Origin of the sequence: Pelagibaculum spongiae (assembly GCF_003097315.1) — a bacterium.
Classification (GTDB): domain Bacteria; phylum Pseudomonadota; class Gammaproteobacteria; order Enterobacterales; family Pelagibaculaceae; genus Pelagibaculum; species Pelagibaculum spongiae.
In genome coordinates, this window is record NZ_QDDL01000015.1 from 60,880 (window position 1) to 84,406 (window position 23,527).

Genomic DNA, 23,527 nt, shown 5'->3' on the forward strand with positions numbered 1-23,527 from the left:
GAGAGAGTGCCTTTTTGAATGTTTAAAAAAACCGCATTGACTAAGCTTGAATTCACATCAGCAGCAAAAAGAGTAGTCTTTATGCTGCTGATCGTGAAGCTTGTTCTATGTCAGAAAAAATATTACTTCGACTGAATTGACTGCCTACATACAAAAAACCAAAATCTCGATCCAATAGACTAGTAAACCAATCGATACTTTTATAGCGGTCTTCTCCGTGCCAAGGATCATGCAAAACAACCTGGTTACCATAAATACCTTTCAACAAGATTGCATGGCCTGCTCGCTTATGTAGAAACAATCGAACGAAATCGCCAGTGACAAGTAGTGGGCCTTTTTGTTTGAGAATTTCTAACAAACGCTCTCTGTTAATACCGCCCAAAAAAAATCCTGCGCTGGTCCACACTTTTTGGCCACCTTCTAAAAAGCTGACTTGACGATCATAATCAGTGCCTTGAAAAGTGCCCCTTGGATTGTGCACCAAATCTATTACTGCAGGTATTTCGTGGAAGGCTAGCAACATTGCAAGGCTGGCGTCGTAGCACATATTGACATGCGCCTGATGAAGGTAAGGTACTTCGTAGCATACGTCATCGGCTTTTGCTTCTTCAGGGTGTTGCTTGGGGTAATGGCGGGTAGAGGCTTTAGTGTGCTTATTAAAAAGCCACCCAAAAATACCAGTTCTCATTGCTATTCCTGATAAGTTTTACTTATGAGGCTATCAGTAAGAATAAATCAAATTGAGAACTGGTTGGCAAACTGGTTAAAAGTAAAAAAAAGGCACCCTCTCTAGAGAGGGTGCCTTTGATCAAACGGTATTCTAGTTCGTTCTATCTGATTCGCTTTTAGTGCAGAGCGTTGAATGCACGGTCAGCGTAGTCAGTGAACAATCCGTCAACACCTACATCGAAGTAGAACATGTTGATCATGTCTTCGAAGTCACGTGCTGGAGCCATAACGCGGCCAGTATCTGCACGGAAGGTGTAAGGGTGAACAACCAGACCTGCAGCTTTAGCGTCAGTCATCATAGGCTTGATAGCTAGGTTGTCACGAGTTGACTTGGCAGAATCCAATAAGAATGGCTTCCATGGACCAATGCCGTCTGCGTATTCAGCAATTTTCTTCATTGCGCCAGGCTTAAACATCCAATCAAAATCGTAAGGAACCAGTTTGTTTCTCTTGATTTCAAAAGATTCGTTCCAGCTAGTCTCAGCAACCAATTGGATTACTTTCAGATCCATACCCAGTTTAGGCATCAGTTCTGTTGCAATACGCTTAGTTTCGATTGGATTAAAGCACTGTACGAAAACCTTGTCTGACTTCTTGGTATAGCCATATTTCTTCAGTTCTTTCAGAACTGCCATAGAAATATCCTTACCTTCAATCAAGAACTGACTAGGGTTCTTAACTTCTGGGTAGATACCAACGTTACGGCCAGTTGACTGGTTCAAACCTTGGATCAGCTCAATTGCTTCACCTAAAGTAGGTACTTCAAAGTCTGACTTCCACAATGGGAAACGCTCAGGCCAATCAGCCTTGGTCAAGTCAGCCTTCTTACCTTTTTCAGAGTTATCAGGAATTTGGAAACCAGTGACTGCTTGCAGGGTTTTGATTTCAGCTAAAGTGAAATCAACTGCACGCCAGCGCTTGCTTTTGTCAGGCATGATATGGAAGCGCTTAGGGAATTTTCTGATAACGTCAGTGACACGATCCAGGTATGGGTCATGCAGAACAACTAATTGGTCATCCTTAGTCATAACGACGTCTTGTTCGATGTAATCTGCACCCATGAAGTAGGCGGCAGAATATGCCTCCAGAGTGTGCTCAGGCAAATAGCCACTTGCACCACGGTGAGCGATAACTAATTTTTCGTCAGCCTGAACTGCACCAGCAGCTGCACACAGACCGAGTGCTAGCAAAACAGCTTTTTTCATTATGACTTCTCTCTGAAAGCGGTATGTTCGATAAGCGTTTTTTACGAACTAGTCAATAACACTAGTTGAGCGCTTTATCATATGGCGCGGCTCGGCAAATGAGCTGACTTGTGTCAGGTTAAACTCATAAGATCTGACTCGAAAATATGTAAATGATTAATATTCGCTTGCGAAACTCGCAAACGAATATTGATAAGAGATTATTTGAATAGATAAAAAAACGAAGGTAGGAATCGAATTAAAATGTATTTTTGTTCTGCTAAGTCAGTTTAAGTTTGATTTTTGGCTAATTTGTCAACTTTGAAAAACTAAAATTTATTAACGTTTGAAGCCATTAATCTGGATTAAGCATCGCTTTAAGCGAAGCAAGTCTCGCATTTCCTTGCTGTTTTGCCTGGCTGGGGTCAGTTTTCGTTCGTGAGTTTTCCCAGACAAGATCATCGGCAGGAAGTTCGTCGAGAAAACGACTCGGTTCGGTTTGCTCGGTTTCTCCGTAGCGCCTACGTTCTTGAGCCATGGTCATAGTTAAGGTTTTTTGAGCCCGTGTAATACCGACATAAGCCAGCCGCCGTTCTTCTTCTATGTTGTTTTCATCGATGCTGACCCGGTGTGGTAATAAATCTTCTTCCATACCGACTAAAAATACATGGGGAAATTCCAAGCCTTTAGACGCGTGCAATGTCATTAACTGAACTTGGTCAGTCTGTTCTTCATCTTGATTTCGCTCCATGATGTCTCGAAGCAATAATCGATTCACCGCTTCCTTTAAGGTAAGTGGCCCTTCTTCCTCATCATCTTCTAACATGCCGCTAACCCAGCGGATTAATTCTTGAACATTTTTCCAACGAGCTTCTGCTGCTTTCTCGCTACCGGCAGAATCATAAAGCCAGGTTTCATAACCAATCTCATTAGGCAGATCTTTAATTACTTGAACACCATCACCACGTTCGGCGTTATCTGACTGCAATGCCAGCCATTCAGTAAAACGGCGTAAACGCATTAACTGGCTGTTGGGCATGATGGTCGATAAGCCCATTTCACCGGCTGCTTCTAATAAGCTCGTGCCACGCTGATTGGCATAGTCACCGAGTTTCTCCAGAGTGGCCGGGCCGAGCTCACGCCTTGGAACATTGGCGATACGCAAAAATGCATTGTCATCGTCTGGGTTGGCCATGAGCCGCAAATAAGCCATTAAATCTTTAATTTCAGCCCGGGCAAAAAATGAAGTTCCGCCGTTCACTTTATAAGGAATACGGTTTTTAATTAAGAACTGTTCAAGGATTCGCGACTGGTGATTGCTTCGATAAAGCATCGCATAATCTTTAAAATCGGTTTTATTTATAAACTTGTGCTTCACCAGTTCAGAAATAACCCGGTCGGCTTCAGCTTCTTCGGTTTTACAGCTAATCACTTTTAACGGATCGCCGTAGCCTTTGTCGCTCCATAGTCTTTTTTCAAAAACATGGGGGTTATTAGAAATTAACTTATTGGCGCATTTCAAAATGCGCCCGGCAGAACGATAATTTTGCTCTAATTTAATCACGTTTAAGCTGGGGAAATCTTTTTTAAGATTATTCAAGTTTTCCGGGTTAGCACCACGCCAGGCATAAACCGACTGGTCATCGTCGCCAACTACAGTGAAATTTCGTCTTAGGCCGACCAATATTCTTACTAATTCATATTGGCTGGCATTAGTGTCTTGATATTCATCGACTAATAAATAACGAATTTTATTTTGCCATCTTTCCCGAACTTCCGGGTCTCGTTTTAATAGCATTAATGGCATCAGAATTAGATCGTCAAAATCTAATGCGTTATAAGCCTTCATGGTGCGCTGATAGAATTTGTACAATCTTGCCGCAAATCGATCGCTTTCATCCAAACTGCTGGCAAATGCTTGGTCTGGATCAATCATGTCGTTTTTCCAGTTGGATATTTTGCTCTGGGCAGACTTAATTGCGTCCATATCCAATTCGACCGAACCATCCTTGCCAACCAGTTCTTTAAGCAAAGCAATGCTGTCATCTGAATCGAACAGAGAAAAGCCGGGCTTAATTCCCAGTGCTTTGTACTCCTTTCGAATAATGTTCATACCCAAATTGTGGAAGGTCGAGACGATCAAGCCATGGCCTTGCTTACCTTCAAGCAGCTTACTGACCCGTTCTTTCATCTCTCTGGCAGCCTTATTGGTAAAGGTTACCGCGGCAATATTGCGTGCCCGCATATCACACTGTTGAATTAGCCAAGCTATTTTTTCAGTGATTACCCGGGTTTTGCCCGAGCCAGCACCTGCCAATACCAATACCGGGCCTTCAATAGCCTTAACAGCGGCGCTTTGTTGCGGGTTGAGATTCAAAAGATTATCCAAAGGTCAGAGCAAGGTATACATTTTATACCTAAATCAGTTCAAGATGCAGAACAAACATCTTGAAGTGGCGCGGGTACCCACCCTGCTAATGCAAAGGTCATATTAATCGTTGCGTGAGTATTCACATAAGATGATGCCCTAAAATACCTGTGTCTTTAGGTGATTGTTAGGCAAGCCTTTGGGCGTACGCGGGGTTATATGCGTTATATCTGTTAAATAGTGCAAAAACAAATGCAATGATTATTGGATTGTTATTTAAAAAGACGTGGCTTTTCTCTTTTAATTGTCACATCTATTACTAATAGGCTATCTAAAAAAATTATTAAGCCATAAAGTAGATTAATAGGCTGATCTACCGCATGAAAGGCAGCAATTTGGGCGGCGAAATTTCGATTTATAGACCAACCTTACAGAGTGTTCGAGTTTTGTAATATGTGAGAAGTATTATGCCATTGGCGTTATTTTTGGTTTTATTATTACCTGTTTTGGGTATTTATCAGTCGCTGGTTGCTTCAACGGCAACACCGCCGTGGCATAATCAAACCGCCATGTTAAATACATCAGAAACACCCTTGATTGCTTTAGATGTACTCAGTCGAACCAATAGTCAGCCCGATTTGAAAATTAAAGTCTTTCGCAACCAAAAAGTGAGTCTTTCAATGGGGCTATCTGACAAGCAGCTGCATGCCTATCAGTTGAGAATGGACAAGCAAGAATACCGGCAGTTGATTCAGCAAACAGTACAGCGACAATTAGAGCATTCGCCGCTTAATTGCCAGTTAGAAAATTCGCAAGATGGTCGAACCTATCGTTTACGTTGGTTGACTGCTAGTGATGCTGAGGCGGTAGGAAATGTCACAGCGGGTATTTCAGAGCTAGCGCAGTTGAATCACCAAGATTCATTAGCCAAGCAGCAGGTCGCTAGTTGTGCAATCAACCAAAAAGATGATTTTTTTGTTCGTCAGATAATGCAGCAACTTTTAGATAACGATCATTGGCGCCCTGTCAGCTAATTTTTAAATTGCTTCACCTAGTCCTTCTAATTATTAGTATTTTTGAGCCTAACATTTTCTATCTGCCATCTTTATTGAAAAAAATAGGTAAATCAATCTGAGCTCTGGACATTCGCTAAGGGTCTTAGCATGCTGATGCTTATATTTACTTCTAATTGAGCTGCTATGCGTTTTCGTCCACTGGTTATTTTGTTATCTGTCATAGCTCTAACTGAAGCTACCAACCTGTTATCTGGTCGTGCCTTTAATGGGTATGGCATTGAGCCTCGCAGCATCGGCGGGCTTTTCGGTATTCCTCTTGCACCCTTTCTCCACGGTAATTTGTTTCATTTCCTTTCTAATTTGTTTCCATTAATTATTTTGGGGGCACTTGTCTGTCGATTGGGTAATAAGGTTTTTAGCATGGTCACTGCTGAAATTATCTTGTTAGGTGGATTGGCTGTGTGGTTATTTGGCCGGGGAGATTCGATTCATATTGGTGCCAGTGGTTTGGTGTTTGGCTGGTTTGGCTTTTTGATGGCGCGTGGTTGGTTCGCCAAAAATCTGATTGACCCATTAGTTGCTGTAGTGGTGTTTATTTTTTATGGGGGCTCTATGTTCTGGGGGTTATTACCGGTGGCGAGCTATATCTCTTGGGAGTCTCATTTGTTTGGCTGTATCGCAGGTGTTTTAGCTGCGTGGGGAACTAGTAGCGGTAGTCAGAGATCTACATAATCATTCGTTATTTCGATCATGCCTGAATGTTATTGCTGGTTGTGTTGATGACAAACTGTTTACTTTTGACACGTTTCTGAATAAGTTCACAATAGCGACAACAAACTAAAAGTTTCATCTGCAACACCTGCCCAAGATAGCTTTAGAGTGAATCAATGGTGAGTTCAGAATGAAACAATAAACAGCTGACAAGGATTACAGCTTGAATGTTTAACTATCATATTCAAGCTGGGTTGGCCGATCAGGTAGGATGCCGGAGATAACAACAATGAGAGCAGCAACACTGCCCGTTAACCTGGATGATTTACTCATGTCGGAAACCCACCAGGTATTCAACCAGCCAACTGCGCTGGAAGATTACAACAGTTTCACATCAGATATACCGCTACAGCATTGGTTGAAAGTTTTTTATGGCGACTGGGCGGTAGATCGACTGCAAAGTTACGGCGAACAAGCCGGCGGCAGTTTGCTCAAAGCCGGTTTTCTAGCCAATGAAAATGCGCCAACATTTGAAACCCATGACCGTTTTGGTCATCGTGTGGATCAAGTGAATTTCCATCCTGCATATCACCAATTAATGAATGCTGCGATTACCGCAGATATGCCTGCATTGCCATGGAAGCAAACTAAAAAAGGTGCCCATGTTGCGCGTGCTGCAATGGAATATTTGCATATGCAGGCCGACGCCGGTTCAGGCTGCCCACTGACCATGACATTTGCTGCAGTTCCGGCAATTTCACATCAGTCAGATATCGCTGAAATCTGGTTGCCGAAGATTCTTTCCGGTGTTTATGATCCGCGAAATATCCCCTGGTATGATAAAAAAGGCGTCACCATCGGCATGGCGATGACCGAAAAACAGGGGGGTTCTGATGTCCGTGCCAATACCACGATTGCTACGCCATTAACCAATAGCGGTGGCGGTCAGAAATATTCACTGACCGGACACAAATGGTTTTGCTCTGCGCCGATGTGCGATGCCTTTTTGGTGTTGGCACAAACTGACGGCGGTTTATCTTGCTTCTTGGTGCCTCGCTGGCGAGAAGATGGCAGCAAAAATGGTCTCTATTTCCAGCGATTAAAAAACAAACTAGGCAATATTTCTAACGCATCTTCCGAAGTTGAATATCGCGATGCCCATGGTTGGATGTTGGGTGAAGAAGGGCGCGGTGTTCGCACTATTATTGAAATGGTCTCGATGACGCGTTTTGATTGCATGGTGGGCTCATCGGCGTTAATGCGCGCCTCGGTTGCCCAGGCAATTCATCACACTTCAGGCCGCAGTGCCTTCGGTAAAAACCTTCATCAACAACCTTTAATGCAAAATGTTTTAGCTGATTTAGCATTGGAAAGTGAAGCGGCTTTGGCGATGACCCTGCGAGTGGGCCATGCGCTAGATATGTCTCAGCAATCGTCAGCCGATGCAGAACAACAAGGTTTATTTGCCCGCATTGCAACTGCAGTCGGTAAATACTGGATTTGTAAAAGGGCACCGCATTTAAGCTATGAAGCGATGGAAGCCATCGGTGGTGTGGGTTACGTTGAGCAAAATATTATGTCGCGTATTTACCGTGAAGCGCCGGTAAATGCCATTTGGGAAGGTAGCGGAAATATTCAATGTCTTGATGTAATTCGAGCAATCCAAAAAGAGCCCGCATGCCTAGAAGCTTTTTTTGCTGAATTAAATTTAGCCCGTGGTGAAAACGCAGCGCTAGATAATCATATTGAACAATTAAAATCACAATTCGATAACTTTGCTGAATTGGAAGTTCGCGGCAGAACGGTAGTCGACCATATGGCAACCGCATTACAGGCCGCAACATTAATTCGTTTTGGCGATCCAGAAATTGCCCAAGCTTATATCGCTAGCCGAATTTCCGGGCCAGCTGCAGCAAGCCTTGGCAGCTTACCCGCAGAGACTGATTTTATGGCGATTATTAAACGGGCAATGCCGCAGGTTTAATAGTTAACGCGCCGTAAAGAGCATTGTAAAAAGCCCTGCCAGAAACAGCAGGGCTTTTTTGTGTATATCGCAAAAAGGCATGGATGCCGGTGCGTGTATTTTATCTGCTATCCAGCGCAAGCATTCCTGATAGTTATCCGTATATGTTATTTGACCACCATAAATAAAAGCTTAACAAACATATGGTTAGGTAAGGTATGTGATTGGTGTAACTTATAACGATTTATGCTGTTAGATCAGTCAATTGACATATGCGGATTCTCAATATAGCCTCGCTTTCATCGGATGAAAGCCGGGTTAAACCAAGTGGCAAGCGAGTTCTAGCAGCTACAAAGAGGAATCTGGCTTTCATATCTATAGAAGACTATGCGGCAAAAATTCCTTATAGGTCGCTGTTAGTTTTCTCACCAAGTTCGGCGTAAATATCGAGATATAATTTGAAAGAATATAGTGGAGTGGTTTTCTTTGTTGATATCCTAGGAGTAGGAGCGTTAACTCAAGGGAAAATTAATATAACTGAAGAAGATTTTTTGTCTCATAGGTTTAGTTTTAAAGAAAGCTTTTCTGAACATCAATTTTGTGCAAAGTTGCTCGTAAAATTTAGAAGAATATTGACTAATGCTACTGAGAATTTCAAGAAAATTAAGGTAGCTCAATTATCCGACTGCGCATTTATATGGTCAGAAGATCCAGACTTAGTTGTTAATGTTGCAAGAGACATTATGTGGAAATCTACTCTTGGGGGAATTCTCTGTCGAGGAGGCTTAGCATACGGTCAGATTGTTGAACCAGATAAAATTAATACTAAGCTTGGTATGTTTATTTGTGGTGGGGCTGTTACTGATGCAGTAAAGCTTGAGGAAACTGGTAAAGGGGCAAGGGTCTTTATAAATACTGAGTTAGTGTCGGAGCTAAAATCGATTCCGCCTACTGCGTTTGTTCCCCGTAAAAATCCTATTAGCTTTACAATTGCAGATGAGTTTTTATGGTACAAATATCCAGAGGATATCGAGTCAATCTATGATGATGTTAAAGTAGATAGGCTTAAAGTACTAGATGGCATAGCTAAAGCAATTGCTATGTTGAAGCACTCCCCTAGGTTTTCGTGGAATTCCTCATCGGCTCCAGGAAGACTTCAATTAGCTAGTACCATCGATGTAATATCTTCGGAAACAGAGAATTTAGCTAATAATTTAGATTTAAAATTTGAATGTGAATACGTTATTAATAGCTTAGAAAACAGAAGTGAACAAAGACAGAAAAATGCTTTAAATGTATATAGGCAAACTATCAGTCAAGAAGTGAAAACTAATAAGGCATTTAAACGGAACTAAAACAGTGGGTTACGTTTCACTTCACTACACATTTTAACCCACTATTTTAGTCCGCTTAATGCGGCGTTAGCACTATTTAAATTTTTTCGTCTTAACTTATAAAGGATTAGAAGTGGATTTTGAATTACTATTACAAAAACCAAATATTGAGCCGTTAGATAGCAACACTCAAAGAATAAGAAGAAATCTACTAATCGCTTCTATTATCGGGATTATTCTAACAATTGGCGCTGCAAGTTTTAGTAGTCAAAATGGACTGTCTGGATTTAAATTTGAAAACTTAAACATATTTCATGTTTATTTATTCTTACTTGTAGCATTGGTGTATTTTCTTTGTCACTTTCTATGGGCATCCTCTGATCATTTAAATGAAAATAAACTAAGACTAACAGGCATAAAAATACCTAAAGCAACTGTTGCCAGTTACGCTTCCTCATCAACATTTGAACCTAATACTGACGAAGAAAGGCAATCAACTTTATTTTCTTGGTGGAAAGGGCATAGGCAACAATCTGAACATTTTTATAGCTTAATTGATTCTATAGATAAAAACATTGAAAATGCCCAATTTGAACCTGCGATTAATTCAATTAAACAAAGAATTGAAGATATGAACTCTAAAACAGAGTACATTGAAAATGCATTGCTTAAATTTGAAAGTGGCTTTTGGAAGCATCAACGAAGTCAAATTCTGAGATGGTTTTTATTAGATGTTGGGGTTCCATGTATTCTGGCAGTTATTTCAATTATTTTACTGTCTATTAAAGTATATGCACTTCACTGCTCATAGTGCTAACAAATAAGGATAGGCAGAACCATTGCCAGCCAAAGCTTTATCTATAGCAACCCAAAAATCTTCAATTTCCACAATAATCTTGCTCCAGCTAACAGTAACGATTGCCAGCCAAAGCTTTATCTATAGCACCCCAAAAATCTTCAATTTCCACAATAATCTCGCTCCAGCTAATATTTGATAACCACTGAAATTAGCTGGAGTGGATGCTTGTTAAAAGCCTTCCTAAATTTATCATGCCTGCACCTCGTGCCATTTTGTTCGACCCCAAAGCCAATCCATTCGTCCATGCCTGCTCCAGATGCGTTAGGCGAGGGTGGTTGTGTGGCGAAGATCCCGCGATTGTTCCAGAACTGAGAAAGAACTACGACCATCGCCGTCAGTGGATTGTTGATCGGCTCGCATTGTTAGTAAAAGCCTTTGCTATTGAAGTGGCTGCTTACGCGATTATGTCGAATCATTATCACTTGGTGTTATATGTCGATGTCGACAAAGCAGAAAAATGGACTGACGATGAAGTACTGACCCAATATTGCAAAGTATTTAAAGGCGAATATCTAGTACAAAAATACCTCAACCCGAAAGATAAAAAAGCCATGACCTCGGCAGAAGTGAACATGGCTTTAAGCTTTGCTGATGTTTATAGAGAGCGGTTAATGAGTATCAGCTGGTTTATGCGTGCCATTAATGAACCGCTGGCACGAAGAGCTAATTCTGAAGATAATTGTACCGGCCGCTTTTGGGAAGGTCGATTTAAAGCACAGGCATTGCTTGATCAACAAGCCTTATTAACCTGCATGGCATATGTTGACCTTAATCCACTGCGGGCGGGCATTGCTAAAACTCCGGAAGATTCTAATTACACCTCAATACAAGCTCGAATTAATATTGAGCAGAAAAATCAATCTAAAAATAAAAAGAAAGTTAACTTGGAACCTAACTATCCCAGACTAAAGCCCTTGTTGGGTTCTAGAATGAAAAAGCAGCAACATTCTGAATGTTTGCCATTTAAATATCAGGATTACCTGGAGTTGGTTGACGCTAGCGCTCGAATGGCACGAATTGATAAGAAATGTCATATGCAACAAGATTTACCATCGATATTCAAACGATTAAAGCTTCGTGTTGATGCAACTGAATGGGCTAGTATCATGAGTGGGCGCGGGCCGTCACTGATGCAGAAATTCTCTACTGCGATTGGAAAATATTCCGATATATTGAAATTTAAGCGGCGGGCCAGAGAACAGCATAAGGCCAAAGCACAGAAGTTTGGTTCGACATAAAATAACGCCAATACAACAATCATTAGCTAGATGATGAATGTTCTGTAAGATGAATCTTGCAGAATTTCCTGTGCCTATAAATTGGTACAAAAGGCCAATGCTGGCCGCTACTTTGAATTGATGGTGCCAAATTGATATTGTTTCATCGCAAAAGCGATATAATTAATTCTTTGGGTGTATGCAGTTTTTACTTTGGCTGGCACAGATGAAGGAGAGGCGATGAATAAGCTGATGGAATACTGCAGATTGGTGCTGTTTGTGTTTGGTGTGTTGGTAGGTATTCAGCTGCCGGGCTTTGTTGGCCAATATGGGCAGAGCTTGCAAGCTCGTTTGCTGGAATCCAATAGCAGTGTTGCTGTGTTTCAAGATGATGCTGACCGATATTTTGATGGTGATATGAACAAGTTGATTGATCACTATGCAAAAAAGAAAGACCCAGTGATTAACTCGGGCGGAGAAAGTATCAGTGCGCTGATGTCGAGAAATCGATATTTGGAAGTAGCGTTACGAGATTTTAATCAGTCGATATATAGTCAATATTTGCATGTTTTTGCACGGCCGATTATCGAGGTGCGAGATAATGTTTGGCAGCATTATAGTTTTAGTGTTGTGCTGAACATGACCGCTATTTTATTTGGCTTGGCTGCAGGGTTGTTGGGTTCGATAGTTTTGGATTTATTTTTCGTTATTGTAGGTTTTATATTCAAAGGGATTTTCAGCAGACGAACAGCGTCAGAGTAAGCTATTAATCGCTGCGTAAATATTCTCTAGATGTGACGCACTAAGACACCTATGTTGTCGGAGTTGTCAGGTGCGCCATATCTATTAAACGGAGTGCTGCTCCAAATATCCCCTTGAACCAATCCAATGACGGAAGTCTTCATGAATTCGGTACAAACAAGGAATCAGGAATAGAGTAATCACCGTCGCAAACAAAATACCAAAAGCCAGTGAAGTGGCCATTGGAATTACAAACTGTGCTTGTAAGCTGGTTTCCATAATAATCGGAGCCAGTCCAAAGAATGTTGTCAGCGAGGTGAGCAAAATTGCCCGGAATCGCTGGCTACCTGCCTGCCGAATGGCTTGGTCGAGGCTTTGCCCGTCTAGCCTGGCTCGAGTAATAAAGTCGACCATAATTAAACTGTCGTTAACTACCACGCCGCCCAGAGCCACCAGTCCATATATCGACATCATGCTCAGTGAAAGGTCGAAAATTAAATGGCCAACAATGGCACCAACAAAACCAAATGGAATCACCGACATAATAATCAGTGGCAAGCTGTAAGAGTGCAGTGGAATAGCGATTAAGGCGAATACCAGTAATAAAGCAATCATGGCAGCGATTGCCAAGCGGTTCATTAGTTTTGCCTCTTCCATGCTAGCGCCACCGAGACTAAACTGAATATCTGGATAGTTTTCAGTGAGCCATTGTGGAAAATTTTGGTTTATGGTTTCGACAATTTTATTTGGCTCAGCAAGTGCTGTGACATCTGCTTCTAGGGTTGCCACTCGCTTTCTATCAACCCGGCTAATGGTTGAATAGCCTATGCCGTTTGATATTTCAGCGACTTCCTCAAAAGGTACGGTTGCACCGCTAGAGGTGCGAATCCGTAAACCTTCTAGGCTAGTTAAAGCCTTTCGTTGCTCTGCAGGGTAGCGAACAATAATTTTTATTTCATCTCGACCGCGCTGAATCCGCTGAATTTCTTCACCATAGAAAGCCTGGCGAACCTGACGACCTAAATCTCTAGAAGAAATCCCTAATGATTCAGCAGAAGGTTTAATTTTTAATTGAATCTCTCTGCTGCCCTGTGAAAGAGAATTAGTGATATTAAAAACACCCTGGTACTTTTTTAATCGTTGTTCTAGCTCAGTGGCAGCTTGAGCCAAGTTTTGTGGATTATTACCATTCAATTGAAAAGATAATGCAGCACCGCCGCCGGTATTGGTTGAAGCATTAAATTTAAGGAGTTTAACGCTGGGTAAATCGCCGACTTGTTCTCGCCATTGCTTAGAAAAACTAACCGCATCTAATGAGCGTTGCTCCGGCTTGGTTAGCTCAACCACCATTTCACCGCGTGTTTCACCGCTGGCGAATGTTAGTTGATGCTTGACTAGCTCAGGTTGCTGGGAGTTTTGTTTTTCGTAGCGCTCCTCGACCTGATTGAGTGCCAGTTCAAGCTGCTGTAGCCGTTGGTTTCTGGTTTGAATTGAACTGCCAGGTTCTAGTTGTAATTCCACCTGAATAAAATCACTAGGAACATCGGGGAAAAACTGTGAGCGCACGGTGCCGCCAGCAACCAGGCCAATTGTGACAATCAGCATTGAGAAAAATATTGATAGCGTCAGCCAGCGATTTTTAATCGACCACTCTAGCGCGGGTTGATATTTGCGCTCGATAAAAAGCTGTAAACGCGCTTGAACGGAATCTTGAATTCTTTCTAACCAATTAGGCTCCCGGTTTTCTCGATGCTGTATTTTCATTTGTGCCAAATGAGCTGGCAAAATTAGTTTTGATTCAACTAGAGAAAAAAACAAACATAAGATGACCACCATACAGATGGCTTCAAAAAATGGTGCCGCGTCGCCGCCAACAAACAGAATCGGTGCAAAAGCCGCCATGGTGGTTAATACGCCGAAGGTGGCTGGTTTTGCGACTTTTTGTGCGCCGCGAATCACTTCATCTAGGGTATGGCCTTTTTCACTGATCTGCTGATAAACGCTTTCTCCTATGACAATCGCATCATCGACCACTATGCCGAGCACCAGAATAAAACCAAACAGGCTGATCATATTGATGGTGGTTGGCCATGGCGTGAGAGGCAATAACCATAAACTACCTAAAAAGCAGATAGGAATGCCGACGATGACCCAAAATGCAATGCGCAAGCGTAAGAATAACGTCAGAATTAAGAAAACCAGCGCTGCACCTGCAACCATGTTTTCCATCATCATTTCTAGCCGACCATTCAGATAGTAGGAAATATCCCCCCAATAGTCGACTTCAATGCCATCAGGCAGTTGTAGTTTTTTATCGCTAATAAATTCTCTAGCTAATCTGGCGACTTCTAGTTCGTTTTGATCACCGGTTTTTTTTACTCGCAACATGCTGGCCGGTTTGCCGTTGAAGTAGGTGAAAAAATCACTTTCAGAGAAGCCATCTTTAACCTGAGCAATATCGGCCAATTTGAGTTGGCTGCCATCAGGAAAACTGCGCAATGTTAAATCAGCATATTCTTCGGCAGTGTATTTTTGATCTTTGGTGCGCAATAAAATATTGCCGCCTTCACTGCGAATTGATCCGCCAGGTAAGTTGACTGAACCCGTTCTAACCGCTTGGGCGATTTCATCAAAGCTCAAGTTGTAAGCGCGAAGGGTTTGTTCTGACACTTCAATGCTAATTTCTGGTTGAGGGTCGCCGACTAACTCAACCAGCCCCATACCAGAAACCGCAGCCATTTCATCACGAATTTGCTGTGCATAAGCGCGGCGTTGCTTGCGGTTTTCGCCGCCATAAACACTTATCCACAAAGTAGCTTCGCCAAATTGCAGTTTACGAATTAAGGGCTTTTCGGCCTGCTCGGGTAGTGATGTGATGGCATCTACTCGTAGCTTTACCTGATCGAGCAACTCTTCGACTTCGAAATCTTGGCTGCTTTCTACATTGACTGTCGCACCGCCTTCATAGCAGGAGGAGTTGATCGACTTAATGCCTTCTAGCCCTTGTAAGGACTCTTCAATTTTGAGGCAGATTCCTTCTTCTGATTCTTCCGGTGCGGAGCCGGGGTAGGCAATTACGACCTGAACCACTCGACTGTCGAAGTCAGGAAAGGTCTGTTTACGAATGCTACCCACTGCAATTAAACCAGCCACCATGATTAACAGCATTAACAAATTGGCTGCGACATGGTTTTCAGCAAACCAGGCAATTAAGCCAGTTTCACTGGTGGTGTAACGCTTTAAACCAGAATTCTTTTTCGGTGTTTTTGCTGGTTGAGAATCACTCATTTGCAGTCATCTCAGTAGTCACAGCGCTAGTGATTGTTGCTGTTTCTTCTAGCAAAGGTTGGCTGCGTTGTTCGTTTGGCTGTTCGTTTGACTGAGTACTGGCGATTCGTAATTGCAGATTTTCGCTGGCTGCAAGTAGTGCGCTGGTTACCAGAGTGATCGGTTGGTTACTGACGGGTGCATTGTCAGTCGATGAATTGTTCACAGCAGGCAGTGGAATTTGAATCAGCACCATTTCACCCTGACCTTGTAATAACCGAGCCTGAACAATCTTCAGCTGATTATTATCGCCGAGCAGATGTAATTTGTTTTCTGTTTGCAGTAAATAGCGTGGAATACGGTAAACATTGTCGAGTTGTCGGCCGTTAATTGTTGCTTCAACAAAGCTACCAATTTTTAATGGTGCCGCATTCAAATCTGAAGCAGTTGGCTGGCTGATTAAATTGTATGGGTCATCAATGCGGGCAATTAAATAATGCATGCGAGTAGTATCACTAATCGTGCCTTCATCACGAACAATTCGGGCGATATGTTGCTGTGATTGACCGCGAAAACGGCTTTTAAGGATAACTTCTGGACCATTTTGCTGACTACCCGGCGCAATTTTAGTTAACCACGAAAGTTCTTTATCTGAGAGTGCTAGGCGGGTTTCGGCATAATCGACCGCGATAAGTTCTGCCAGAGGTGTGCCGGGCGATACAAACTGTCCTAATTCAGCCATTCGTAAGCTAACCATTGCAGGCCATGGAGCGCGAATAATGGTTTTAGCGAGTTTGCGGTTGGCTCTGTCTAATGCTGCCTGTGCCGATTTAACCGCTGCTTCGGCTTGGGCCAATTGCGGTTTTCTTAATACGAGTGGATCAGCTTGCCGCTTATTTCCTAAGGTCTTCCAGTCTTGGAATGCCTGTTCGGCCCGGGCTTGTTCTTGAAATCGCTGGGCTTGTGCGCTGGCTAGAGCGGCTTCTGCTTCTCGAACATTTGCTTGGTAATCTGCTGGGTCAATCTGTAAAAGCTGTTCACCAGGTTTGAAAAAACCACCTTTCACCAATTTAGTTGAAATCTGACTAATTTCTCCAGCAACTTCAGCACTTAATTGACTACGGCTGCGGGCAATTACTTTTCCCTGACTAGTAACGCTTAATCGAACTGTATGCGGCTGAATGCTTAAAGTCGAAACCAGAGGTGGCTGTTTTTTAGGGATAATTTGCTCAGGGGCTTTTTTGCTTGCCACCAGAACAACAGCAACAGTAATCGCCGCAATCAATAGTGCAATAGGAATCAAGATTTTAAATGGTTTAGACATGGTAACGTCACTGTTAGCCAGCAGGATAAACAGAATAACACATCACGTTTTGTAGTCGTGATAGTTGAAGATGTTCGAGCGTTGGCTAATTGATGGCAATTGAAATTAGCCATCAGATGGCTGAAGGATAGTTGCAATATATTTTCATAAATTAAATTTTGAAGTCATATTCTGGCGAAAGGCATTGCTACAAATTATTGTCGGGTGCGAGTCGATTTTGTACCTGCTTTCTAGATACCTGTTCAAATTAAAGAAATATGATAGAAGCATATTTTTTCCGAAATTACTGATGGTTTGTCAGCTACATAACTTGGTAGCTATCAGTAATTTCATTGGTTTAGTCGTGGTTATTACTCGCCGTTAAGTAAGCAACAAAAGCTGACAGTTTTTGAATGCGTGATATGCTGTTATACACAGATGCTGCCATAGACTGGTCAAGAAACAACTATGACAAAACCTCTAGAAGATTTACTCGACAACAATCACCAATGGGCTGAGCAGGTGAACCAACAGGATCCGGGTTTCTTTGCCAAGTTATCCAGCCAGCAGTCGCCCGAGTACTTGTGGATTGGTTGTTCTGACAGCCGGGTGCCTGCCAATGAAATTGTTGGCTTGTTGCCAGGTGAGCTGTTTGTTCACCGCAATGTTGCCAATGTAGTGCTGCAAACTGACATCAATTGTCTGTCAGTAATTCAGTACGCGGTTGCAGTACTCAAAGTGAAGCACATTATTATTTGTGGCCATTATGGTTGTGGTGGTGTTATCGCATCGATGGATGGAACTCGCCATGGTTTAATTGACAACTGGCTGCGGCCGATTCAACAGATATCTCGTAAGCATCAAACGATTTTGCAAAAGGCCAAAGACGGTGAGCATCGCAGTGATCGTTTATGTGAATTGAATGTGATTGAACAAGTAATGAGTGCAGCACATTGTACTTTTATCCAAGATGCTTGGGACCAAAAACAAGATCTGACGATTCATGGTTGGGTGTATGGCCTGCAAGATGGCAAGGTACGTGATTTAAATATGTCATCACGTAGCTATCTTGAGTTAGATGACAAATATGTTCGCGCAGTAGCGATGGTCAATAGCTCGGTGCTTTGTTAGATACCGCTTGAAAAAATACAGATAGTAAAAAGGCGAGATGACTGATGAGTCATCTCGCTTTTTTTGTTATAGGAAACCTGTCTATCGTTCTATTGGTAGAAATTTTTCCCAAAATCTCTAGTTTTAAAATGAAGTAAGTTACAAAAAGGCTTAAGGGACGAAGAAATTTTAAATTGCCCTGAACGGTTTCAATTTCTGAAATGATTTTTCTGGAGCGGAGCTACCATCCCTGGCACATAGATTCCGGCTTCCCGGCTTTGGCATCCTGCGTCGCCCTAATCCGTGCATCCATGAACTTCCTGTCTGGAATGACGGCTCGGAGTATGTTGTAAACTACAGTGCTTCATTAGTCACTCCGTCATGCTCGCTATGGAATGCGGGTATTCATAAGCAGGGAGAGCAAAACTCTAAATTTTTCCACATGTTAGCAAGTAAAGTTGAATAATTAGCAACCGGTTTATTATTTAATTCCAAGCCCCTAACGCGAAGTTTATTTGAATATTAACCTTTCTAATGCCAATGCTCGATAGGTTCATCAATCGAATTGGATGGCTAAAATTTGAGCGTCAGAATAATGAAACTTGCAATGGGTGATTTATGACGTGATAAGTTTTTATGTCAAACCTAGAATTTCAAAAAAAACAGATGATCTACAGCTGATTTAAAGTAACAATAATAGGTTTTTTATCAGATTTTAAGGCGTAAAATCAACCATAAGCATATTAAAGAGGGAGTGATTTATATCTCATTTTTAATACTTTTTGTTAAAGTATTATGCGGCATATTATCACTTTTGATTTGTGAGTTTCTTGTCAGTAATGTAGGGGTTGTTTTTATTATTTTGTTGTTTCTTTTATGTCTTATAAAGAACTTGGAATGTTGTACAATGCAGGTATGGGGAAGGATATTTTCAGTGGTGTTCGGGTTCCATATTTAGATGAATTAGAAAGATTGAATTATTTGGTTACGGTACAAGATGGACTTCTCTACCGTAGAGGTACCAAGCTAATGACCGCGAATGAGTCATGGGCTTTTGTGATGGACAAAGACGGTGAAATTTACTGTGGAAGAAAATCGGGTGATGTTGAACATCATTCCGCCTTTTTGTCAGGGAGGCCTGTTGCCGCAGCAGGACATATAAGAGTTGTCGCTGGCAAGTTGTTATATGTAAATAATTCGAGTGGCCATTATCAGCCAACCAAAGAATATATGCTTCAGTTCAAGAAGGAACTAGTCAAGCAGGGTGTTGATTTTAGTTCGGTACGTTTAGAATTTGGTATTTCTTCGAGGCAGTTAGAGAAAGGGTTAAAGCGGATAAGTGACCCTTCGTACCAAGGCCGATGGTTTCAGCGATTTCATGCTGAAAAGGTAATCGAAACGGTTGATGGTGCTGGTACAGTTGAAACTGGTCGAAGCCATTTTAATGGCCAGTTACGACGACTTTACCCAGAAGGCCCTAGGTGGCAATGGCATTAGTATGTGTCGGTGTTTAATGTGAAGCTTTAGTTTCATACTAATTAAATTTATATGATGGCGGGTGGTTGCAAGGTTGGCTCACCCTGCTATTTTATGGTGTTATGACTTTTATCATGAACATTTAAAATAGATTAGAAGTATTTAGCTCGACTAACTAATCAAAAATAGTCGACATGACCAAGAGTGCTTGCTAGTTGATTAACTACCAAGATAGAGAATAGCCCTGCTGCTTGAAAACCCGCGCCTCAGACTCCATATTTTGCCAGTTACCCATTAAAGGTGAGATATCTATGAGACTGAGTGATATTCAACTCAGCAGCCTGGCCAGTCAGTTTGTTGGCTATACCGAGCTGCGAGTGCAACAAAACAACAATACTCGTATTAGCATGCTGAACGGTGACTTGGTTGGCAACAGCCAGTCTAGTCAACTGGGTGCAAGCGCTAGAAGTTACGATAAGGGACAATGGGGTTTTGCATCCAGCGCAGACTTAACCCCCGATACCTTATCTAGCCTGATTAAAAGTGCCGGTCACAATGCTCGTTTTTTGGCCAGCCGTTCTAGCAAGGCCGGTATTTTATTGCCAGAAACGCAATTCAATTGCATTCATGATTTATCTACCAAAAAGCCACGAGTTAGCCCGCAACATTTAATTGAGTTCTTGCAGGCGATTGATGGTTATATCGTAAAAGCCTGTCCGAAAATTAAAGCGCGCCAACTGATGCTGGCAACCGAAGATTTAGAAAAGCGCCTGCTGACGTCTACTGGTTCAGATGCATACACTTTACTGCCACGCGCCATGATTTATGTAATTTTGACCGCAGAAAATGATCAAGGCGAACCAATTGATTTAATGGAGCCAATTTGTCATGGCGGAGTTCAATTTGAAGATGCTTTCACCGCCCCTGAACTGTTATTCCCAAATATTGATAGTTTGTATCAGCATTTAATGAATAAGATAAATGCGGTGGCAGCAGAAGCTGGCCGTAAAACGGTGATTCTCGATTCGGAACTCACCGGTATTTTGGCCCATGAAGCAGTGGGTCACACTACCGAAGCTGACCTGGTGTTGGGTGGCAGTGTTGCTGGTGATTATTTGGGTAAGCAAGTTGCTTCAGAGCTAGTCACCATGGTCGATTTAGCCCACAGCTATAACGGCAAACAGCTACCAATTCCATTGTGGATTGATGACGAAGGCGTAGAAGCTAAAGATGTAACCTTGATTGAAAAGGGCATTCTTAAAGAGTTTATGCACAGCCGCGAAACCGCCGCTCATTTTGGCCATCAATTAACCGGTAATGCACGCGCATTCAAATTTTCCGATGAGCCATTAATTAGAATGCGAAATACGGCAATTTTACCGGGTCAAGATAAGTTAGCCGATATGATCAGCTCAGTAGAAGATGGTTATTATTTGATGCGCTCAAATAATGGTCAGGCAGATTCAACTTCTGAATTTATGTTCGGCATTACCCTTGGCTATGAAATTAAAAATGGCCAGCTGGGCAGAGCGATTAACGACACCACTATTTCAGGCGTGGCATTCGACATGCTCAAAACGGTCTCGATGGTTTCAGATGAGCTTCATTGGAGCTGTGGTGGTTACTGCGGTAAGAAACAATCAATGGTGGTTTCTGATGCGGGCCCAGCGCTCAAATGCGAAGTTAATATTGGCGGCCAATAAGGGGTAGTGAGATGAGTGAATCAATGGATAATGAAACATTATTAAAAAATACCCTGCAACAAATGCGGGCTGCTGGTTTTGATCGCGCACAAATTGGTTTAAGCGAATCAGATAAACATGAATTTAATATTCACCACGGTGAAATTAAATTGCTGCGAACTGGTTTAAATAAATCGCTGAATTTAACCGGCATTAGTCAACAACGAAAAGCCAGTTTGTCGATTAACCGATTAGATGCCCTCGCCATCGAAGAAGCCATCGAACAATTGGTACAAATGGCGGAAGGCGCCCAGGCTGACGCTGCTTATGATATTGCTCCCGCACAAGATGCAGGCGAGTTTTCAACCGGGCCAATTAAAGCCGATTACGATACTATGTATGACCGGCTGCAAGCGTTCGCCGACTACTGTGAAACCACCTATCCAACCACTATTCTTGAAGAAGCGACATTGGATTTCACTGCTAGCCGCAGTCGAGTGATTAATTCTAACGGCATCGATTTTACCTTGCATAATGGCATGTATGGTTTTGTAGCGATGTTCACCTCTAAAGATGGCGAGGCTACGTCGTCTTTTAATTACAGTGGCTACAGCGCACAAAACCTTGATGCACCTTTGTGGCAGAAGGGTCATATGGATCAGTTATTGGCTCAGTCTGCCGAGCAGGTACATACCCAGCAAATTCCTGAGAAATTCTCCGGCCCAGTGATTATCACCCCCCATTGTTTGGAAGATTTCACCGGCTTTTTAGAAGACCAAATTAGCACCGGCCCATTAATTGCCGATACCTCCATTTACAAAGGAAAGGTCGGCCAGCAGGTGGCTTCAGATAAGCTAACCATCCACTGCAAACCGTTAAGTGACCAGCTTGCCGATGGCTATTGGCTAACCGGCGATGGTATTCGAGCCCAAGATCTGACGCTTGTAGAGAACGGAAAGTTAAATAGCTATTTATTAGGTATTTACGGTGCCAATAAAACGGGCTTGCCTCGTTCAATTAACGATGGTGGCGCAACCATTATTGAACCCGGAAATACGGAGCTAGCCGCGATGATTTCGGGTATCGAAAAAGGCTTGCTGCTTTGCCGATTCTCTGGTGGTTCGCCAAATGATAAGGGTGATTTTTCTGGCGTAGCTAAAAACAGCTATTACATTGAAAATGGAAAAATTGCCTACGCCGTTTCTGAAACTATGGTTTCAGGTAACATGGCGCAGCTGTTAATGGATATCGATCAGGTGTCTAGCGAGACGGTCGACTTCGGTTCAAGCATTGTGCCTTGGGTAAGAGTTAAAGAATTGACGATTAGTTGATTTAGAAGTTTTAGGTATTGAAATGCTCTAATGCTTTCTAGCAATATATTTCATATGTTGCTAGAAAGCATGATGTGATAATTAGATATGCTGGCTATACTTTTTTAAATTTCATAAATATATAGATTGATGCCTACATTTCAAGAACAATTAGCTCAGCGAGCACTTGACCATGTAATTCTCGAAACCAAAGTTTCTGGTGTAGTTAACCTTTTGCATTACACCCCTTACTCTGAAGACGGTTTTAAGCAGGCATTGGCTAGAAAAATGGAGCAAAAGAGGAATTATGTTTCTCATAGTACAGCACATACTTTACAGCACGGTTCATGCTTTACCTCTATTGAAGTGTTTGAGGATTTATTATCTATAATTAAGGCGTTTGGTGGTGCAGATTGTATAGGGTTATCATATTTAGCTTTGAAGTACATTCGTGAAAATGGCGGTGCATCCCCTAGGTTAGTGTTTTTTTATATAGAAGGAGAGTTTATTGCACATTGCTGTGTTTTGTTTAATGGAAATCTTTCTTTTGACATAAAAAAATTCAATGAAGTAGATATTTTCAAGCTGGATGATGACATAATTAAAAATTTAATTTTGGTTGATCCGTGGCTAAACTTTCACTCTTCATTGGAAGAATATTTTTCTAAATTAAATGATTGTTTTGAAGGTAAACTTTTGTTTTCTTTATCAGAGAGTGAGGCTGTAAAAATAACTGATTTTTTGAAGAAATATGAAAGAATCGTAGTGGTTAACCCCTATAATATACCCGCTGCTGTTACTGTCGATGTCGATGATTTCTCATGGTTGTTAACTTTTTAAAAATAACCCGATTGATTTTCTTTATAGTTATAGTTTAATGGTTGATGTTTTGCTTGTAATCATTAGATAGGTATAATTTATCTTCAGTGAATTGTCTTTTAATTGACTGTTATTGTTCGCCTGAACTTTGTAGTTTTCTATGTGATTTTTCTTAGAACCTGTTTAGGATCTCTGAAGCAGTAGCCTTAAGAAAGCTAAGTGGATGAAACTTAAGCTACTGTTTAACAATCTTTCACAGTTTGTAACCATTCAGCACAATTTAATATAAAAATCGCTCGACAGGTTTTTTTATATTTTCCCGAATTTAAGCACCTCTTTCAGAATACCACTTAAACGCCGCATTAAACTGCTATTAACACACCTGATTATCAATGTTTTTTGCTCAGAATAGCGCATCAGCATTCCGCTTCTAAAAAG

Annotated in this window: 17 protein-coding genes; 12 read left to right on the forward strand and 5 right to left on the reverse strand. The window is 41.9% G+C overall.

The window, feature by feature from the left end; translation table 11 throughout:
• Positions 1–79: 79 nt before the first annotated feature.
• The 3 genes from DC094_RS20970 to rep all read right to left on the reverse strand — a co-directional run bounded on the left by DC094_RS20970 (position 80) and on the right by rep (position 4,290).
• The gene (locus DC094_RS20970) at positions 80–688 is read right to left on the reverse strand and encodes a papain-like cysteine protease family protein (RefSeq protein WP_116689081.1); all 609 of its coding nucleotides are present in this window, start codon (positions 686–688) and stop codon (positions 80–82) included.
• Between the two features lie 157 nt (positions 689–845).
• Positions 846–1,934 carry a glycerophosphodiester phosphodiesterase gene (gene glpQ / locus DC094_RS20975; RefSeq protein WP_116689082.1) on the reverse strand — a complete coding sequence of 363 codons (1,089 nt, stop codon included), beginning with the start codon at positions 1,932–1,934 and terminating at the stop codon, positions 846–848.
• Between the two features lie 334 nt (positions 1,935–2,268).
• Positions 2,269–4,290 (reverse strand): DNA helicase Rep, encoded by a 2,022-nt coding sequence (gene rep, locus DC094_RS20980; RefSeq protein ID WP_116689099.1) that lies wholly within the window; start codon positions 4,288–4,290, stop codon positions 2,269–2,271.
• A 458-nt stretch (positions 4,291–4,748) separates the two neighbouring features.
• Between rep and DC094_RS20985 the strand changes: the two genes are divergently transcribed.
• The 7 genes from DC094_RS20985 to DC094_RS21015 all read left to right on the forward strand — a co-directional run bounded on the left by DC094_RS20985 (position 4,749) and on the right by DC094_RS21015 (position 12,143).
• The gene (locus tag DC094_RS20985; RefSeq protein WP_116689083.1) at positions 4,749–5,315 is read left to right on the forward strand and encodes a hypothetical protein; all 567 of its coding nucleotides are present in this window, start codon (positions 4,749–4,751) and stop codon (positions 5,313–5,315) included.
• 165 nt (positions 5,316–5,480) lie between these two features.
• On the forward strand, positions 5,481–6,029 hold the full coding sequence (locus DC094_RS20990) for a rhomboid family intramembrane serine protease (RefSeq protein WP_116689084.1): 549 nt from the start codon (positions 5,481–5,483) through the stop codon (positions 6,027–6,029).
• 268 nt (positions 6,030–6,297) lie between these two features.
• The gene (locus DC094_RS20995; protein ID WP_206605721.1) at positions 6,298–7,992 is read left to right on the forward strand and encodes an acyl-CoA dehydrogenase family protein; all 1,695 of its coding nucleotides are present in this window, start codon (positions 6,298–6,300) and stop codon (positions 7,990–7,992) included.
• Between the two features lie 437 nt (positions 7,993–8,429).
• Complete coding sequence (locus DC094_RS21000; RefSeq protein ID WP_116689085.1) at positions 8,430–9,326, forward strand: hypothetical protein; 897 nt, start codon at positions 8,430–8,432, stop codon at positions 9,324–9,326.
• Between the two features lie 112 nt (positions 9,327–9,438).
• A complete protein-coding gene (locus tag DC094_RS21005) occupies positions 9,439–10,116 on the forward strand; it encodes a hypothetical protein (RefSeq protein ID WP_116689086.1) in 678 nt (225 codons plus the stop codon).
• A 209-nt stretch (positions 10,117–10,325) separates the two neighbouring features.
• Positions 10,326–11,402 (forward strand): transposase, encoded by a 1,077-nt coding sequence (locus tag DC094_RS21010; RefSeq protein ID WP_133245652.1) that lies wholly within the window; start codon positions 10,326–10,328, stop codon positions 11,400–11,402.
• Positions 11,403–11,621: 219 nt separating this feature from the next.
• On the forward strand, positions 11,622–12,143 hold the full coding sequence (locus DC094_RS21015; protein WP_116689088.1) for a DUF2937 family protein: 522 nt from the start codon (positions 11,622–11,624) through the stop codon (positions 12,141–12,143).
• 84 nt (positions 12,144–12,227) lie between these two features.
• On the opposite strand, the gene DC094_RS21020 is transcribed toward DC094_RS21015, so the two are convergent.
• Together DC094_RS21020 and DC094_RS21025 are read right to left on the reverse strand one after the other, a co-directional pair.
• A complete protein-coding gene (locus DC094_RS21020) occupies positions 12,228–15,410 on the reverse strand; it encodes an efflux RND transporter permease subunit (RefSeq protein ID WP_116689089.1) in 3,183 nt (1,060 codons plus the stop codon).
• Positions 15,403–16,713 (reverse strand): efflux RND transporter periplasmic adaptor subunit, encoded by a 1,311-nt coding sequence (locus tag DC094_RS21025; RefSeq protein ID WP_116689090.1) that lies wholly within the window; start codon positions 16,711–16,713, stop codon positions 15,403–15,405. The genes DC094_RS21020 and DC094_RS21025 overlap by 8 nt, the downstream gene beginning before the upstream one ends.
• A 447-nt stretch (positions 16,714–17,160) precedes the next feature.
• On the opposite strand from DC094_RS21025, the gene can reads away from it, so the two are divergent.
• The 5 genes from can (at position 17,161) to DC094_RS21050 (ending at position 23,110) form a co-directional block, all read left to right on the forward strand.
• Positions 17,161–17,823, forward strand: a complete 663-nt coding sequence (can, locus tag DC094_RS21030) for a carbonate dehydratase (protein ID WP_116689091.1) — start codon at positions 17,161–17,163, stop codon at positions 17,821–17,823.
• An 876-nt stretch (positions 17,824–18,699) separates the two neighbouring features.
• A complete protein-coding gene (locus DC094_RS22320; RefSeq protein ID WP_178030949.1) occupies positions 18,700–19,299 on the forward strand; it encodes an IQM protein middle domain-containing protein in 600 nt (199 codons plus the stop codon).
• Between the two features lie 290 nt (positions 19,300–19,589).
• Positions 19,590–20,981 (forward strand): TldD/PmbA family protein, encoded by a 1,392-nt coding sequence (locus tag DC094_RS21040; RefSeq protein ID WP_116689092.1) that lies wholly within the window; start codon positions 19,590–19,592, stop codon positions 20,979–20,981.
• 11 nt (positions 20,982–20,992) lie between these two features.
• Positions 20,993–22,291, forward strand: coding sequence for a TldD/PmbA family protein (locus DC094_RS21045; RefSeq protein WP_116689093.1), 1,299 nt, complete (start codon positions 20,993–20,995; stop codon positions 22,289–22,291).
• 129 nt (positions 22,292–22,420) lie between these two features.
• Positions 22,421–23,110, forward strand: a complete 690-nt coding sequence (locus DC094_RS21050) for a hypothetical protein (protein ID WP_116689094.1) — start codon at positions 22,421–22,423, stop codon at positions 23,108–23,110.
• The last annotated feature ends 417 nt before the right edge of the window (positions 23,111–23,527 follow it).

Coding starts and splice junctions, on each gene's coding strand:
- DC094_RS20970 (WP_116689081.1), bottom strand. CDS start 688: ATGAGAACTGGTATTTTTGGGTGGCTTTTTAATAAGCACACTAAAGCC.
- glpQ (WP_116689082.1), bottom strand. CDS start 1,934: ATGAAAAAAGCTGTTTTGCTAGCACTCGGTCTGTGTGCAGCTGCTGGT.
- DC094_RS20985 (WP_116689083.1), top strand. CDS start 4,749: ATGCCATTGGCGTTATTTTTGGTTTTATTATTACCTGTTTTGGGTATT.
- DC094_RS20990 (WP_116689084.1), top strand. CDS start 5,481: ATGCGTTTTCGTCCACTGGTTATTTTGTTATCTGTCATAGCTCTAACT.
- DC094_RS20995 (WP_206605721.1), top strand. CDS start 6,298: ATGAGAGCAGCAACACTGCCCGTTAACCTGGATGATTTACTCATGTCG.
- DC094_RS21010 (WP_133245652.1), top strand. CDS start 10,326: ATGCTTGTTAAAAGCCTTCCTAAATTTATCATGCCTGCACCTCGTGCC.
- DC094_RS21015 (WP_116689088.1), top strand. CDS start 11,622: ATGAATAAGCTGATGGAATACTGCAGATTGGTGCTGTTTGTGTTTGGT.
- DC094_RS21020 (WP_116689089.1), bottom strand. CDS start 15,410: ATGAGTGATTCTCAACCAGCAAAAACACCGAAAAAGAATTCTGGTTTA.
- DC094_RS21025 (WP_116689090.1), bottom strand. CDS start 16,713: ATGTCTAAACCATTTAAAATCTTGATTCCTATTGCACTATTGATTGCG.
- can (WP_116689091.1), top strand. CDS start 17,161: ATGACAAAACCTCTAGAAGATTTACTCGACAACAATCACCAATGGGCT.
- DC094_RS22320 (WP_178030949.1), top strand. CDS start 18,700: ATGTTGTACAATGCAGGTATGGGGAAGGATATTTTCAGTGGTGTTCGG.
- DC094_RS21040 (WP_116689092.1), top strand. CDS start 19,590: ATGAGACTGAGTGATATTCAACTCAGCAGCCTGGCCAGTCAGTTTGTT.
- DC094_RS21045 (WP_116689093.1), top strand. CDS start 20,993: ATGAGTGAATCAATGGATAATGAAACATTATTAAAAAATACCCTGCAA.
- DC094_RS21050 (WP_116689094.1), top strand. CDS start 22,421: ATGCCTACATTTCAAGAACAATTAGCTCAGCGAGCACTTGACCATGTA.